General features: G+C 64.7%; 13 protein-coding genes. 11 read left to right on the plus strand and 2 right to left on the minus strand.

Going from position 1 to position 16,008, the window contains the following annotated elements:
* Positions 1 to 2 precede the first annotated feature (2 nt).
* Genes M2334_RS06235 through M2334_RS06275 form a run of 9 tightly spaced genes read left to right on the plus strand, consistent with a single transcriptional unit; the run spans position 3 to position 10,254 of the window.
* Positions 3 to 1,118: a CapA family protein gene (locus M2334_RS06235; RefSeq protein WP_264605014.1), complete on the plus strand. Its 1,116-nt coding sequence runs from the start codon at positions 3 to 5 to the stop codon at positions 1,116 to 1,118.
* Positions 1,115 to 1,567 carry a TRAP transporter small permease subunit gene (locus M2334_RS06240; RefSeq protein ID WP_264585396.1) on the plus strand — a complete coding sequence of 151 codons (453 nt, stop codon included), beginning with the start codon at positions 1,115 to 1,117 and terminating at the stop codon, positions 1,565 to 1,567. Before M2334_RS06235 ends, M2334_RS06240 begins: the two co-directional genes overlap by 4 nt.
* On the plus strand, positions 1,564 to 2,874 hold the full coding sequence (locus tag M2334_RS06245; protein WP_264594205.1) for a TRAP transporter large permease: 1,311 nt from the start codon (positions 1,564 to 1,566) through the stop codon (positions 2,872 to 2,874). The genes M2334_RS06240 and M2334_RS06245 overlap by 4 nt, the downstream gene beginning before the upstream one ends.
* Entirely contained in the window at positions 2,871 to 3,761 is an 891-nt protein-coding gene (locus tag M2334_RS06250) for a hypothetical protein (protein ID WP_264605015.1), read from the plus strand. Before M2334_RS06245 ends, M2334_RS06250 begins: the two co-directional genes overlap by 4 nt.
* The gene (locus M2334_RS06255) at positions 3,758 to 5,842 is read left to right on the plus strand and encodes a CaiB/BaiF CoA-transferase family protein (RefSeq protein ID WP_264605016.1); all 2,085 of its coding nucleotides are present in this window, start codon (positions 3,758 to 3,760) and stop codon (positions 5,840 to 5,842) included. The genes M2334_RS06250 and M2334_RS06255 overlap by 4 nt, the downstream gene beginning before the upstream one ends.
* Positions 5,839 to 7,140, plus strand: coding sequence for a 2-hydroxyacyl-CoA dehydratase subunit D (locus tag M2334_RS06260; protein WP_264605017.1), 1,302 nt, complete (start codon positions 5,839 to 5,841; stop codon positions 7,138 to 7,140). The genes M2334_RS06255 and M2334_RS06260 overlap by 4 nt, the downstream gene beginning before the upstream one ends.
* The gene (dctP, locus tag M2334_RS06265) at positions 7,137 to 8,174 is read left to right on the plus strand and encodes a TRAP transporter substrate-binding protein DctP (RefSeq protein WP_264594209.1); all 1,038 of its coding nucleotides are present in this window, start codon (positions 7,137 to 7,139) and stop codon (positions 8,172 to 8,174) included. Before M2334_RS06260 ends, dctP begins: the two co-directional genes overlap by 4 nt.
* Positions 8,171 to 9,094 carry an alpha/beta hydrolase family protein gene (locus tag M2334_RS06270; RefSeq protein WP_264605018.1) on the plus strand — a complete coding sequence of 308 codons (924 nt, stop codon included), beginning with the start codon at positions 8,171 to 8,173 and terminating at the stop codon, positions 9,092 to 9,094. The genes dctP and M2334_RS06270 overlap by 4 nt, the downstream gene beginning before the upstream one ends.
* A complete protein-coding gene (locus tag M2334_RS06275; protein ID WP_264605019.1) occupies positions 9,091 to 10,254 on the plus strand; it encodes a CaiB/BaiF CoA transferase family protein in 1,164 nt (387 codons plus the stop codon). The genes M2334_RS06270 and M2334_RS06275 overlap by 4 nt, the downstream gene beginning before the upstream one ends.
* On the opposite strand, the gene M2334_RS06280 is transcribed toward M2334_RS06275, so the two are convergent.
* Both M2334_RS06280 and M2334_RS06285 read right to left on the minus strand, forming a co-directional pair.
* A complete protein-coding gene (locus M2334_RS06280) occupies positions 10,251 to 10,517 on the minus strand; it encodes a hypothetical protein (RefSeq protein WP_264605020.1) in 267 nt (88 codons plus the stop codon). The two genes, M2334_RS06275 and M2334_RS06280, sit on opposite strands and share 4 nt — an antisense overlap.
* A 257-nt stretch (positions 10,518 to 10,774) precedes the next feature.
* Positions 10,775 to 11,260 (minus strand): MarR family winged helix-turn-helix transcriptional regulator, encoded by a 486-nt coding sequence (locus M2334_RS06285; protein WP_264605021.1) that lies wholly within the window; start codon positions 11,258 to 11,260, stop codon positions 10,775 to 10,777.
* A 293-nt stretch (positions 11,261 to 11,553) separates the two neighbouring features.
* Between M2334_RS06285 and M2334_RS06290 the strand changes: the two genes are divergently transcribed.
* Both M2334_RS06290 and M2334_RS06295 read left to right on the plus strand, forming a co-directional pair.
* A complete protein-coding gene (locus tag M2334_RS06290) occupies positions 11,554 to 14,373 on the plus strand; it encodes a TonB-dependent receptor plug domain-containing protein (RefSeq protein ID WP_264605022.1) in 2,820 nt (939 codons plus the stop codon).
* Positions 14,370 to 15,758, plus strand: a complete 1,389-nt coding sequence (locus M2334_RS06295; RefSeq protein WP_264605023.1) for an MFS transporter — start codon at positions 14,370 to 14,372, stop codon at positions 15,756 to 15,758. Before M2334_RS06290 ends, M2334_RS06295 begins: the two co-directional genes overlap by 4 nt.
* The last annotated feature ends 250 nt before the right edge of the window (positions 15,759 to 16,008 follow it).

Consider the following 16,008-nt stretch of genomic DNA (forward strand, 5'->3'; position numbering starts at 1 on the left):
ACGTGGGGAAGGAGGCGATCTCGATTGTGCTGGCAGGCGATCTGGTTCTGGATGAGCCAGATGGCGCCTACTGGCTGGCCGGGATCGCCCCTGCCCTGCGCGCTGCCGACCTCGCGGTGGGGCATCTGGAAGTGCCCCACACGGCGAGTGTCGCCGAACTCAAGGGAGATGTGCCGGCCCCCGGTGCGCCGCCCGAAAATCTTGCCGCCATCGCGCAGGCAGGGTTCGGGATGCTCAGTCTTGCCGGCAATCACATCGCCGATTGCGGCTCGCAGGGCATTGCCGACACGCTGGCCGGTCTCGATGCGCAAGGCGTGCATCACACCGGTGCGGCGCTGACGCTTGCAGCCGCCCGCGCGCCAGCGATCGTGACGCGCGGTGGCCATCGGATCGCGCTGCTGAGCTATAATTGCGTTGGCCCGGAAAACAGTTGGGCCGGTGAGGATACTGCCGGCTGCGCCTTTCTGCGGGTCGATACGGCAGACGGCGCGCCGATTGCGCCGGCGGCTGCGCTCACCGCGCTAACCGAAGAGGCCGTCGCGACCTTGCGGGAGGATATCGCGGTCGCGCGCCAGCAAGCGGACATCGTGCTCGTGGCGCTCCACAAGGGTATCGTCCACACACCCGCGCAACTCGCGCCTTACGAACGCGCGGTTGCTCATGCCGCGATCGATGCGGGGGCGGACGTCGTGATTGGTCATCATGCGCATATCGTGCGCGGCATCGAATTTTATCGCGGGAAACCGATCTTCCATGGACTTGGCAATGGCTGCGTCGTCACCAGTGCGCTCAGTCCGGCGCAGGATCATCCAGCCCGCGCCCAATGGGCGGAGCGGCGGCGCAAGCTTTTCGGTTTCGAGCCCGACCCGGCCTACACGCTCGCGCCCTTTCATCCTGAAGCGGTGAACGCCTTTCTCGGTACCATCCGTCTCCATGGTGGCGGCGCGATGGACGTGGGCATTATCCCCGTCGATGTCGAGGCGCCGGGGCGGCCCGTGCTTGCTTCGCCAGCCCGCGCGGCGGAGATCCGGTCCTATGTCGAGCGTATCACGCGAAAGGCGGGACTGCCTGCCATCACAATTGCGGCCGATGGTCGCGTCGAAGAGGTTGGCGCATGAATTCTGCCAGGGTTGCCATGGTCTGGATCGGGGGGGGCGCCCTGATCGCGGCCGCGCTGTTGAACCTGCTCGCCGTGATCGGGCGGCACACGGGCCTGCCGCTCAAGGGCGCGATCGAGCTGGTTCAGGTCGCGGTGCTGGTCGCCGGAGCGCTGGCGCTCGTGGCGGCGACGATCGCCCGGAACCATGCCCGCGTGCATCTGATCCTCGATCGGCTGACGGGCGTTCCGCGCGACATTGCCGAGCGCACCTGCACGGCGCTCTCGATCGTCTTCTATGCAGGGTTGCTCGCCGGCTCCTGCTGGCTCGCGTCCGATCTCTGGAATAGCCAGGAAGTGAGCGAACTGGTCGGCGTGCCATGGCGCTGGATGCGCGCCTTCCTCAATGCCTCGCTTGTCGTCGTCATTGTCCTGCTGGTCCGCCAGCTCGCCGAGCGGCCCCGCTCATGATGTTCGCCACACCCGAGACAGGCTTTATCGGCCTGCTGATTCTGTTGACCATTCTCATGGCCGGCTTGCCGATCGGCGTGTCGCTCGGCCTTGTCGGCGTGGGCGGCCTGATGATCGTGCTGGGGCCGGAAGCGGCGCTCATCAAGGCGGGCGTCGTCGTGGTCGAGACGCTGACCCGCTACGAACTGGGCACGCTGCCGCTCTTCATGCTGATGGCGCATCTCTTCTTTTCCGCCAATGCCAGCGGCGACCTGTTCGATGCCGCGGCCAAGATGATCGGTCACCGGCGCGGCGGCCTCGCTTATGCGTCGGTGGGCGGGTGCGCGGGCTTCGGATCGATCAACGGATCGAGCCTGGCGACGGCGGCGACCATCGGCCTCGTCGCCCTGCCGGAAATGCGCCAGCGCGGCTATTCCGACGCCCTGGCGACCGGCACCGTGGCGGCGGGCGGCACACTGGGCCAGATGCTGCCGCCATCCGGCGCGTTGATCGTTTATGGCATCATTGCCGAGCAATCGATCGGCAAGCTGTTCACTGCGACGCTGATCCCGGGCATCTCGCAGATGCTCTTCTATTGCCTGGTCATCTGGCTGCTCTGCCGCTGGAAGCCCTCGATCGCCCCGGCCAGCGCGCGTGCGAGCTGGCCCGAGCGTGGCCGGGCGATGCTCAAGATTGCAGACATGCTGCTGCTGGTCGCCGTGGTGCTGGGCGGCATCGTCCTGGGCTGGTTCAGCCCCTCGGAGGCCTCGTCCATCGGCACGGCTGGCGCGCTGGTCATCACGGCCTGGCGTGGCCGCCTGAATCGGGATGTGCTGTTCCGCGCCTTCTCGGAGACCTTGCGCACTGCCGGCCTTATCTTCCTCGTCATCATCGGGGCGATCACCTTCTCGGTCTTCATCAGCGTCACCGGTCTCACCGAGGCGGTCGGCAGCAGCGTGACGCAGATGGGCCTCGGCACCATCCCCACGCTCCTCGTCGTGGCGGTTCTGCTGCTGCTGCTCGGATCGGTGCTGGATGGCCTTGCGCTGATGCTGCTCACCACGCCGATCCTGCTCCCGATCGTCGAGAGCGTGGGCATGTCGCCCATCTGGTTCGGCATCTTCATCACCCGCGCGATGGAGATCGGCTTCGTCCATCCGCCGCTCGGCATGAACCTCTACGTGATTCAGGGCGTGGCGAAGGATGTGCCGCTCGGCCGCATCTTCCGGGGCGTGATGCCCTTCCTTGCCAGCGATCTCATCCACCTGCTGCTCATCATTCTCTTCCCGGCCATGGTGCTGTGGCTGCCAACTGTATTTGGACAATGACCATGATCGCTTATGTCGGCCCCGATCTGCCGCAAGACTTGCTCGCCGCGACGGGCGCCTGTTCCGGCCCGGTGGCCTGGAATGTCGATCGCGCCATGCCCACTGCCAACCGCTGGCTGGAAAGCAAATTTCCGCTCTGGGCGCGATCTATTGTGCAGGACTGGGCGGATGGGGTCCTGGACAGTCTCGACGCCGTCATCTTCTCCCGAGCGGACGACGCTGCGCAACGGCTCTATTACTATATCTGCGAGCTACGCAGACAGGGAGAGGTCAAGGGCCCCGAGCCGCTGATCTTCGACGTGGCGCGGATCGCCCGCTCGAGCAGCGCGGCGCATATGGTGGCCGCTGTCCGCCAGCTTGCCGATCGGCTGGGACTGGATGCCCCCGCACTGGAGCGTGGCATCGCCGAAACGAACCGGCGTCGCGCATCGGCCAGCGGGATGGCGGGCATGGCTGCGCCTTTTTGCCTGCTGGCTGGCACGCCGCCGCCTGATCGCCGTCTCCATGCCGTCATCGAGGCGGTGCGCTGGTCCGCATGTGGACCGACGCTGGCGGACGCTTGGCAAGATCCGGGCGCGGCCGTTGAGGAGGCGAGCGGCGATCCGATAAACGCCATCGCGCGCCAGCTCCATGCCGGCTCGCAGAGCGGCCGCGCCTTTTTCGATCGCGCATCGGATCTGGTCGACAGGGCGCGGACACTCGGCACCTCGGCGGTCGTGCTCTGGTTTGCGGAGGAGGATGAGGCGCGCATCTGGCATCTGCCCGCGCAGCGTGAGGCCTTGTCACAGGCCGGTATTCCCAACCTCATCATGACGCGGCGCGACTGGCGCGGAACTGACGGCGCGGCCGGCGAGATTACGCAATTTCTGAAGGAGCTGTCTGCATGATGCCGTTATCCGGTCATCGCGTCGCCATTCTGGGCGGCATGGCGGATCGGCCACTGGCCCGCTTCCTGGCTTCGATTGGGGCGGAGCTGGGCGGTCCGGTGGAGGGCGCATCGTTCGTCATCGACGATATTGGGCTGGAGGGGTTGGGGGGCATTGCCATCCCGGAAACTGCCGTGCACGTGTCAGTCACCAGCTTCGGCTCGGGTGGTCCACGGTCGCAATGGAAAGGCGGCGAGCTGGTGGCCTCTGCCATGGGAGGTGCCCTCCGCGTGACCGGCGAGCCGGATCTGGCACCGGTGAAGGAAGCGGGGGATGCCTGCACCTTCCACGCGGATATGGTGGCTGGGGCCGGGGCAATGGCCGCTCATTATTCGCGCGGCACGCACGGAAAGGGGCAACATGTCGATGTCTCGATCCAGCAGGTGGCCTTCAGTCGCAATTTCAACGGCGTGCTGTGCTGGCAGTTCGACCGGCGCAAGCTCACGCGTGTGGGCGGTGCGCTCGCTTATGGCAAAGCCACGGTGCGGGCCATCTGGCGGCTGGCCGACGGCTGGTGTTTCCACTCGTTGATGACCGGGCGGCTCGGCGCGCCCGCCAATCAGGCCCTCTCGGACTGGATGGACGAAGTCGGTGTCCCCAATCCGCTGCACGGCACGGACTGGCTGAGCTACAATCGCTCTACGCTACCGGCCGACACGCGGGCGCAGTGGGAGGCAGCGATCGCCGCCTTCTTCCTCTCGCGCACCAAGCATGAGATCGCGACCGAAGGGCTGAGGCGCGGCATCAATGCCTGCGTGGCGAACGAGCCGGGCGATGTGCTGGCCGATCCGCATCTGGCGGCGCGCCACTTCTTCGATACGCCTTCGGGCCTGCCGGAGCGCTTCGCGACGATCCGCAAGGGCGCTGCCATTGCCGCGCCCGCCATCCACACCGGCGAGCGGCCGGGGCCGCTGGCGGGCGTTCGGGTGCTGGATTTCGCCTGGGCACTGGTCGGATCGATCACGACCAAGACGCTCGGCGATCTTGGCGCGGAGATCGTGAAGATCGAGAGCCGCACGCGGCCCGATCTTGCCCGTCTCGACGTGCAGGTTTCCGCGTCCAGCCCAGGCAATTGGGACGACAAGCCCTGGTTCGCGCATCTCAACAGCTCCAAACGCAGCCTCTCGCTGAACATGAAGAAGCCGGAGGCGCGTGAACTCATCGATCCGCTGATCGACTGGGCCGATGTGGTGGTCGAGAATTTCTCCCCCGGCACGATGAAGAAGCTTGGCCTCGATTATGATGCACTGGCAGCGCGCAACCCGGGCATCGTCATGGTGTCGGGCAGCGTGTTCGGCCAGGCCGGTCCGCTGGCGCAGGAATGGGGTGTCGACGGGACCGGTGGCGCACTCTCGGGACGGACCTTCCTCACCGGCTATCCGGATCGCGATCCCGTCATCCCCGGCGCGGTGCCCTATGGCGACGTCATCGTGCCGTTCGTCATGGCAGGATCAGTGGCGGCGGCGCTGCAGCATCGCCGCGAAACCGGGCTTGGTTGTCATATCGATGCCTCGATGTACGAGATCTGCGTGCAACAGATGCGGGACTATCTGGTGGCGGCGCGGCGCGGCGAGCGCCCGCAGCGCTCGGGCAATGCGGACCCCGCTGTCTTTTTTCAGGACGTCTTCCAGGCGCAGGGCGAGGATCGATGGGTGGCGATCAGCCTGAGGGACGAAGCAGAGCTTGCCAGACTCCACGCCATTGCCGGCGGCGACGTCGCGGCGTGGGTTGCGCAACGCGCTGACCATGCCATTATGGCCGAGCTTCAGGCCGCCGGCATCGCCTGCGGTGTGGTGCAGGATTGTGAAGACATGATCGATCACGATCCGCAACTTGCCGGGCGCGGCGCGTTGGTGACGCTTGACCACCCGCTGCTTGGGCCGTTCGGCCACATCGCAACCCCCATCAAATTTTCGCATGATCGCTTGGAGCCGTTCCGCGCGCCGCGCATGGGCGAGCATGCTCACGCCATCGCCCGCGACCTCTGCGGCCTCTCGGAGGCCCGCATCGCACAGCTCGACGCTTCAGGAGTTTTTGAATGAGCCAGGATGTCTCGACGCGGGCAACAGGGCAGCGCAGCCGCAAAGATCTGGCCTGCACGGCAGCAGCCAGCGCCTATCAGAAGCAGTTCGGTGCGGATCTGCGGCGCCGGGTCGTGGATGAGGGCGAGCCTTTCGCCATCGTGCAGGCCGACACGCCGCACGAAATCTTCCACGTGATGGATATTCCGATCATCACCAACCAGTGGTGGTCGGCCTATATTTCGGCAAAGCAGCTCTCGAACCAGTATTTTGAGGTAATGGCCCGGCATGGCTATCCGGAGAATAGCTGCAAATATTGCTCGCTGGGCCTTGCCTGCACGCTCGCGAACGATCCTAAGACCGCCCCTTGGGGAGGCCTGCCCACGCCGACTGTGCTGGTGGCGCGGCTGACCTGCGACTGCATTCAGCATGTCTTCGGCCAATGGGCGCAGGCGCTAGGCAGCGAATTTTTTGCGATGGAGGCGCCGGCATGGGAGCACAAGGACCCGCGCTGGTTCGAGCATAGCCGGGGCGACTGGCGCCAGGTCTACGATGCCGATCGTATCGCGCTGATGGTCGCGGAGATGCGTGATCTGATCGCCCTGCTGGAGAACCGCACCGGGCGAAAGTTCGACGAGGCGAAGCTCCACTATCTGATGGAGCGGATCAACGAGCAGGAGGGCTATATCTGGGAGGCGGCGCAGGCCATCGGCCGGGCGCGGCCTTGCCCCGTGTCGATCGCCGAGCAGATGCCCAACACGATGATCCCGCAATGGCATCGCGGATCGGATTGGGCGGTCGCCCATGCCAAACGTTTCCGCGATGAGGTGATGGAGCGCATCGCAAATGGCACCGGCTCTGCCAGCAACGAGAAGGTCCGCCTCATGTGGATCGGCGCGGGTGTGTGGCACGACCCCGGCTTCTATCAGGCCCTGGAGGAACGGCTCGGCGCGGTCTTCGTCTGGTCGATGTATATGCCGTTCGCCGGGCCGCAATATATCCGTGAGCTGCAGGGCGAGCCGATGGATGCGCTGGCCAGCCGTATCTGCTCCATGAACGAAGTGCTGCACCTGCCGCCGTGGATGAACGGCTGGATGACCAGCGAGGCGGAGCGCTGCGGCATCGACGCCTGCGTTGTGTTGCTCCCGCCGGACAACCGCCTCTCGCAATCGGGTACAAAGCTGACCGCGCTGTCTCTGGAGGCGGCAGGCGTGCCGGTGCTGACCATTGATGCCGACATGGTGGACGCCAAGAACTGGGACCATGACAGGATGGTGGCGACGGTGGCCAACTTCCTTGCCGAGCGGGGGCTTGCATGAGGCTGCGGGTGTTCCTGCCTTCGCTACTACTGCTGCTGGCGTCCTGCGCCCAGCCCGTGGCGCAGGATGTGACGGAACTCACTTATGCAACGCCCTACAGCCCCAATCATCCGTTCAGCAAAGCGGATCAGGCGTGGATGGCGTTTGTCGAGCAGCGCTCGCACGGCCGCATCCGCATCCGGCCGAGCTGGTCCGGGGCGCTGCTTTCGTCCGACATGTCGATGGAGGAACTGCGCCACGGTGTCGCGGATGTGGGGCTCATCACGCCCATCTACGCGCGCGGCGGCGCCCATCTCATCCGCATCCAGACGGGTTTCTACAGCGGTGCGGACAGTATTGAATCCCAACTTGCGCTCTATCGTTGCATCGCGGCGGCGAACCCCGAGATCGGCCACGAGCTGGAAGGGCTCAAGGTGCTGGCGGTGCAGGGCGGATCGCTCGCCGGCGTCGTCACCACCAGCAGGCAGGTGAACTCCTTGGCCGATCTGCGCGGCCTGCGTCTGCGCGCGCCGACGGAACTGCTGAGCGTGCTCGAGTCCCTCGGCGCCGATCCGGTGAACATGCCGATGGCTGACGTCTATTCGGCCATGGCGAAGGGTGTGATCGATGGCGTCATCGCACCTGGCGACACGTTCAAGTCGCTACATTTCGCCGAGGTCGCCCGCCACTATAACAACCTCGCTATTCCACGCGGCGCCTATCCTGCTCGGGCGATGGGGATGGAGCGCTGGAATCGGCTGAGTGCGCAGGATCGGGCTATCCTCGAGGAGTCGCAAGCGGTCTGGGAAGCAGCGCTCGCGCGCGAGATCTATGCTGCGCTTGAAAAGGGACTGGAAGAAGCGCGCGCCCAGCATGTGACGATCAATGGCGTGTCGCGTCAGGAGCAGGCGCGGTTTGATGCGCTCTATCTGCGCGACTCGGAGGGCAATGCCCGCGAGCTGTCCCGCTTCGGCATTGATGGTCTCAGGGCGTTCCGCACCGCACGCGCTTCCGTGCAGGGTCGCGACAAAATCCAGTGTGGAGGAAATCAATGAAGCACGTCGCGCCGCTGCTCTGTGCTTTGGCTGCCATCCTGCAGGCCCCGTCCGCATCGGCCCAGATACCTTCTGGCATCATCGGAGCGCCCGGCGGAACAGGCGATCTGCCCGCGATTGCGGAAGGGCGAGCGGACGCGCCCGGCTACACCATCTATCGCCCGGCGAAGCTGCCACAAAGACGCCTGCCGTTGGTGCTGTGGGGTAATGGTGGCTGCCGCAATGACGGGCTGTCGGCCAGTGGCTTCCTGCGCGAGATCGCCAGCCATGGCTACATCGTCATCGCCAATGGGGCTCCGAAAGGGGAGAGGCCCTCGACGGAACCGGCTGCTGGAAACCAGCGGGGACCCGAGCCGCCCATGCCGCCACCCGCAACCGCGGACGAAACCTCAGTGGACCAGCTCCTCGCTGCAATCGACTGGGTGAAGGGTAGCCCCTACGGACGCGACGTCGATACCAAGCAGGTTGCCGTGATGGGACATAGTTGCGGTGGCCTGCAGGCGCTTGCCGCCGCTGCCGATCCGCGCATTCGCACGGCCATCATCTTCAACAGCGGTGTCTATAACCGGCCAGGCAATGGCCTTAGCCGCGTCTCGATCGCCAAGAACGATCTGCGCAAGCTGCATACACCGGTCGCATACATCTTGGGCGGGCCGACCGACATCGCCTATCCCAACGGCAATGACGATGTGGGCCGCATTGCTCATGTGCCCGTTTTCTACGCCAACAAGAACACGGGCCATGGCGGAACGTTCGGCGCGGTGAACGGCGGGGACTATGGCCGGATCGCGGTGGCGTGGCTCGACTGGCAACTCAAGCGTGACGCGAAGGCGGGTCAACTCTTCACGGGGGCGTCCTGCGGCCTTTGCAAAGACCCCGCATGGACGCTCGTTCGCAAACAATTTCCGGAAAAACCATGACCCAACCGCTTGCGGGCATCCGCATCGCCGATTTCAGCCATGTGATGGCCGGGCCTTATGCGTCGCACCTGTTGCGGCTGATGGGGGCCGACGTCATCAAGATCGAGTCGCCCAAGGGCGACAATTTCCGCAGTTACGGATCGGATCCGCGCTTTGAAGGTCTCTCACCTGCATTCATTGCGGCCAATGCAGGGAAGAAGTCGATCATGCTGGATCTCAAGGATCCCGCCGACCTCGACATCGCCCACGCGATCGCGGCGCGGTGTGACGTGATGCTGGAGAACTTCCGGCCCGGCGTCATCACACGTCTCGGCCTTGGCTACGAGGCAGTTCGAGAACTGCGGCCGGATATCATCTTTTGCTCGGTGTCCGGCTATGGGCAGGACAGTCCGCAACGCGACTGGCCGGCCATCGACAATATCGTGCAGGCGACCAGCGGGATGATGATGCTGAGCGGCGAAGAGGGTGACCCGCCGGTGCGCGTCGGTTTTCCCATTGTCGATACGCTGACCGGCCAGACCGCGGCACTTGCCATCCTGTCCGCACTGGTACGGCGACTGCAGGGCGGCGGCGGCAGTTATATCGATGTGTCGATGTTCGATGCCAGCTTGGCCTTCATGACGTCGGCGGTGACGCCCTATTTGCTGACCGGGCAAGCGATGTCCCGCATGGGTAATACTGGCTATAGCGGCCTGCCCACCGCTTCGTTGTTCACAGCCAGGGACGGGCGGCAGATTTCGCTCGGCGTCGTGCAGCCCAACCAGTTTGCCGCGCTTGCTCGGTTCACCGGACGAGAGGACTGGCTGACTGATCCGCTGTTCGCCACGCCAGAAGCACGGCGAGCCAATTTCGACGCCATGAAGGCGGAACTGGAGAGGGTGTTCGCCACAAGGGATGCGGCCGCCTGGGAAGCAGGATTGAGCGAAGCTGGCATCCCTTGCGGGATGGTGCGCCGGGTCGATGAAGCGGCCGAACTGGCGCGTCCGGATGCGCTTGTATCCTTCGATATCCCCGAGGGACCTCTTACGGGACCAGTGCGCTACCCCGGTGCCGGCTTCCGCCTTACACCCGGTCTTCAAGTCGGCGAAGTCCCGCCTCGCCTCGATGAAAATCGGGCCGAGATTCTTGATTGGCTCCACCGGACGGAGCCAGGCCACTAGGCTGCCATGGACACACGCTTGTCACGAAGGCTGTCAGCAACCGCGACAAGAGCGACACCGCCGCAAAGGTCGCTTGGCGGATGGAGCACTTGCAGAACAATATCGCTCGGTGTCTCGACGCGCTCGATTGTCCGATCGCAAGAAGAGCGCCATTGCAGACCGAAGACGAAGCGATTGATAGAGAAGATGTCCGGTTGCGTGTGCAGATGCGTGACCGTGCGGCACGTGAGGATGAAGTTCGCAATGCGCCGGGCCAAAGGCAAGAAAAGTGTCGCTTAAATTGCTTTAGACACATCATTTCTGATCGGGCTCGCTGCGCTGGTTTCCAGCCGTGCATATCTCGTTCTGGCGCTGCGGGGATCGGCGCACGAGATGGATATCGGACGGCAAAGTCGTGTCGCACCTCGCGGATGGGTAGCAGGCAGCGGTTGATCGCATCGCGGTTGCGGTTCAGGGGAGAAGTTGGGACGTTCGCCAGAGGCGCTATGCCGGGACCGTCTTCGACGGAGCGATGTGAGCTCTATCCCTTGCCCCGCCCATAATTCTCGATCGCCTGGCTAACCCGCTGGAGGACGGAGAGGCAGGTCTCCAGCTCCGAGCGGGAGACGTCGCTGAGCAGTGCGTCCCTTATGTCGCTAACCTCCTGCGAGATCGTCTCGATGATCGGATGCGCCGCTGGCGTAAGGTGCAGGTTCTTGACGCGGCGATCCGTGCTGCTCTCACGCCGCTCAAGCAGCCCCTGACGGACGAGCTCGTCCACGATGGCCACCAAAGTGGCGCTGGTGACGGACATATGCTCCGCCAGTTCGGTCTGGGTAATCCCCGGCTGCAGTCGCGCCCAGGCGAGCACGCGCCAGCGGGGCTGTGTCTGGCCCGCGAAGCGTAGATGTTCATCCAGCAGATTGCGCCACGCGCGGCCGGTGCCGACCAGCCACCACGACATCTGCACCCGCAAATCAGCATCCGAACCGGGTTCCTGGCCACGGGCCGGCGGCGGTCCTGGCACGAACCGCGCCTTCGCATCCTTTGCAGAAAAGGGCGTGATTTTCGCCGAATCCTTTGCGTCTTTCGACCTTCCCATCATCGCCCTCCTGCCTTGTTAGTCTTGATGCTTCAACACCCATTGCCTTCACTTTAAAAGATAGGATATGAATTACTAGTCGCCCTAAACATTAGGTCGGTAAATTCATGTCCATACGTGCTCTACGCCGTGGCACACGGAAGCGGTCGGGCGAACGATATGGGCAGAGACTGGGGAGAGGAATTGCAATGCTGGCGCTTCGTCAACGAGTTCGGGTTTTGAGAAATTCTGCGGCCATTCTGGCGATGGCTGCGATCGGCGTGGCCTCTGCCGCGCACGCGCAGGATCAGGGCGGTCCAGCACCGCAGGCCGAGGATCAGGCCGCATCCGGTTCGCAGGAGATCGTCGTGACGGGCTCGCGCATCACGCGCGGCGGCTTCACTGCGCCGACCCCCGTCACCGCGATTGGCCGCGACCGACTGGAGACAACTGCCGCGACGAATATTGGCGACGTGCTGAGCCAGTTGCCGAGCTTTCGGGCCACCTCCAGTCCTTCCGCGACGCAGACGACTCCCGGCAATGCCGTCGGCTCGCGCGTGCTGGAACTGCGCAGCCTTGGCAGCGAGCGCACCCTGGTGCTGGTCAATGGCCGTCGGTTCGTGCCGACGACAGCGCGCGGGACGGTCGACACCAATTATATTCCCGGCATCCTCATCGATCGCGTCGACGTCGTGACCGGCGGTGCATCGGCGGCCTATGGTTCGGACGCGGTCGCGGGCGTCGTGAACTTCATCCTCAACAACAAGCTCGATGGCCTTCGCGCCGAGGCCCAGTCGGGCATCTCGCAGCGCGGCGACGACCGCACGATCTTCCTCTCGGCGGCCGGCGGCACATCCTTCGCCGGTGGCCGGGGCCACGTCGTGTTCGGCGGGGAGTATGAAGACAATGATGGCCTGGCGGACTGCTATCAGGCCCGCTCGCTGTGCGCGCAGGAGTGGACGCTTGTCGGCCGCCCGGCTGGCGCGGCCGGTGCGGGCGCCCCGGCGCTGAGCATTCTCAACAATGTCCACACCGCCACCATAGCCCCGGGCGGCCTTATCCTCAGCAATGGCCCCCTCAAGGGCCTGCAGTTCCTGCCGGATGGGACGACAGCGCCCTATGAGGTCGGCAGGCTCGCGGGTTCGCTGTTTCAGCAGGGCGGCAGTGGGAAGGGCCAGAACGCCTTCCTCGCCGGCTTGCTTCTCAAGGTGCCGGTCGAGCGCTTCAGCACCTATGGCCATGCCGAATATGAATTCAGCGACGCGCTCAAGGCCACGCTGGAAGCATCCTATGGCGAAGTCCGCGCTTTCTCGGTGAGTGCACAGCTGCGCGACAGCACAGGCTCGCTGATCGGCCCGGTCCGCCGCGACAATCCATATCTCCCCCGGTCGGTCACGGACGTCATGGATGCCAACGGCATCACCCAGTTCAACATGGGCCGCGCCGGGCTCGACCTCGGCAATGCCCGCGGCGCGACCAAGAGCACTGCCTTGCGCATCATCGGTGGCCTCTCCGGCGCCATCACTGATAACTGGACGTGGAACGCTTACTATCAATATGGCCGCAGCACCTATCATCAGGAAGCGACCAACAACCTCATCCGCTCGCGCCTGCTGCTCGCGGCCGATGTTACCTCGGGCCCCGGCGGCACGCCAATCTGCCGCTCGACGCTCACCAACCCGACCAATGGCTGCCAGCCGCTCAACCTGATCGGCGCGGGCCGCTTCAGTCAGGAGGCGCTGGCCTATGTCACCGGCACATCGATGCTCGACCTGAAGATCACCCAACAGGTTGCCGCGCTCGACGTGCAGGGCGATCTCATCGACTTGTGGGCCGGCCCGCTGTCGCTGGCGGCCGGCGCCGAATATCGCCGCGACGAGGTGAAGGGCTCGACGGACCCGCTCTCGCCGACCGGCGCCTTCTACGTCTCCAACTTCGCTGCTTCCAACGGCAAGGTCGAGGTCAAGGAAGCATTCGTTGAGGCGGTCCTGCCACTTCTCAAGGATAGTGCGCTGGGCAAAAGCCTGGAGCTGAACGGCGCCGCGCGCCGCACCGACTACAGCACGAGCGGCGCGGTCACCACCTGGAAGCTGGGCGGCGTCTATGAGCCGGTCGATTTCCTGCGTCTGCGTGGCACGCTCTCTCGCGATATCCGGGCGCCCAATGTGAATGAGCTGTTCGGCTCGGTCACGCGCAGCTTCTCGTCCTTCACCGATCCGGTGACGAGCAAGCAGGGCCTGATCGAAATCGTCTCGGGCTCGAATAATACGCTGCGCCCGGAAAAGGCCGATACCTTCACGGCCGGCGTGGTGCTGAGCAACCTGTCGTTTCTGCGGGGCTTCAATCTCTCGGTCGATTATTACAATATCCGCGTGAACGACGCTATCGCGCAGATCGGCTCATCGACCATCGCGACGCGCTGTCTGGTGAACAACGCGACCGAGTTCTGCCCGCTGATCACGCGGAACGGGGCAGGCGAAGTCACCCTGATCAACGACCGTCTGCAGAATGTGAATGGCTTCAAGACCCGGGGCTTGGACATCGAGGCGAGCTATCGCACCCGCATCGGTGCCGCCGCATCGCTCGACCTGCGGCTGCTGGCGACCAAGACGTTCGATCTCATGATCATCGACAGCGCCGGTTCGGTCGACCGCGCCGGCCAGACCGGCTTCCGCGCCAGCAACACCCCCGGCGTGCCGGACTATGTGCTGGACGGCATGGCGACCCTCAAGGCCGGGCCTTTCAGCGTGAGTGCGCATGGCCGCTACATTCCCGAGGGCAAGTTCCTCGTCGAGTTCGTCGGCCCCGAGGATGCAGGCTACAGTGTCGGTCTCGCGAACAGCATCAGCACCAATCGCGTCGCCGCCCGCTTCTATGCGGACCTCACGCTGGGCTGGAACGTGAAGGCCGGCCGCAGCGATTTCGAATATTTCATCGCGATCCGTAACCTGTTCGACAAGGATCCGCCGATTGCGCCCAGCGCGGTGGGTATCACCAATCAGGTGCTATTCGATCAGGTCGGGCGCGCGTTCCGCGTCGGGGTGCGTCTCAAGCGATGAGCGAGCCGGTCGGCACGCAAGCCACGGGTCAGACGCAGCCGGCATCGGCCGGCGCGTCTGGAGCCGGCGACGATTGGCCGTCGCCGGCCCGCGCTTGGTACACGATCTGGCTGATCGCCTTCGTGACCATGCTCTCCAATGTCGACCGGAACATCATCAATCTGCTGGTCCAGCCGATCAAGCGCGACCTGGCGCTGAGCGACACCCAGATCAGCCTCATCATCGGCTTCGCCTTTTCGTCGGCCTATATGGTCGTCGGCTTGCCGATGGCTCGCGTCGCGGATCAGCGCAGCCGCAAGATGATCCTGACGGCCGGCCTGACGGTGTGGAGCCTGGCCACTGCGCTCTGTGGCATGGCCAGGAGCTTTGGCGGACTGTTTTTCGCGCGCGGCGTCGTCGGGGGCGCGGAGTCCGTCGCCGGCCCCTCGTCCATGTCGATGATCTCGGACATGGTGCCAAGGTCAAAGCTGCCGCGTGCCTTCGCGGTCTATCAGCTCGGCATCAGCGCCGGTCAGGCCACGGCGTTGTTGGCTGGTGGCCTGCTGGTGGCGTTCTTTGCCGGGATGGGACCGGTCCACATCCCGGTTCTGGGCGAGATGCGCGAGTGGCAGCTCGTCTTCCTCGTCTGCGCTCTGCCAGGGCTGGCAACCGCCTTGCTCTTTCTCTTCACCGTGCGGGAGCCGGTGCGCCGCAATCGCCGCGGCAAGGGCAGCGTACCGCTGCGCGAGGTCGGGGCGTATCTCTTGTCAAACCGCATATTGTTCCTTCCCCTGTTCCTCAGCATCGGCATCGGCGCGATCGAGACGACGGGCCTCATGACGTGGCGCGCGGCCTTTTATGAGCGCACCTATGGCTGGGGACCGGCGCAGATCGGGCCGCTGCTGGCGCTGTCGCTCCTCATCTCCACGCCGATTGCGTTGACGCTGGGCACCTGGTTTGCGGAATATATGGGCAAGCGCGGCAATCCCGATGCGATGGCGCGGGTCTGCTTCTATTCGCAAGCACTGTCCGCTCCCTTCGCGATCGCCACCTCGCTCATGCCCAGCCCCTGGCTCGCCTTCTTCTGCGGCATGATCTCCTCGATCATCGGCCTCGCCAGCGCGCCTGCGCAGAATGCCGCGATCCAGATGGTGACGCCAAGCGAGATGCGGGCTCAGATCAGCGCGGTGTATCTCTTCACCATCAGTGTCATCGGCAATGGCCTCGGGCCGCTGCTCATCGCGCTCGTGACCGATTTCCTGCTGAAGGACGAGAGCATGCTGCGCTATTCGATGGCGTTCTTCGCCGCCGTAATGGCCCCCGGCGGCGCGGCGCTCATGTATCTGGCGATCAAACCTTATGCTCAGGCTGTAAGGAGGTCTGGTTTCGGGGAGGCTTCCCGCTGAAGGGGGTCGGAGGCCCTACTTCCGTGATGCAGGTTTCTGCGAGCTGCCACTTGACAGACTGCCTGAAAATGCGCGTCACGCGCAGGCCGAAAATACGACCTGCCGTTTTCTTTCTGCCGAAAGCAGTCTTCGAAGCGCCCGACGACGCTGGCGCAATTTTTTGATTTCACGGCAGATGCGCCGCGAGGACGAACGACGGCCGGGGTGGGGTTGCATCGTTGGCATCTGCGCCGCCGCCGGCTATCGGCGC

It is taken from the genome of Sphingobium sp. B11D3D (assembly GCF_025961755.1).
Taxonomy (GTDB): Bacteria; Pseudomonadota; Alphaproteobacteria; order Sphingomonadales; family Sphingomonadaceae; genus Sphingobium.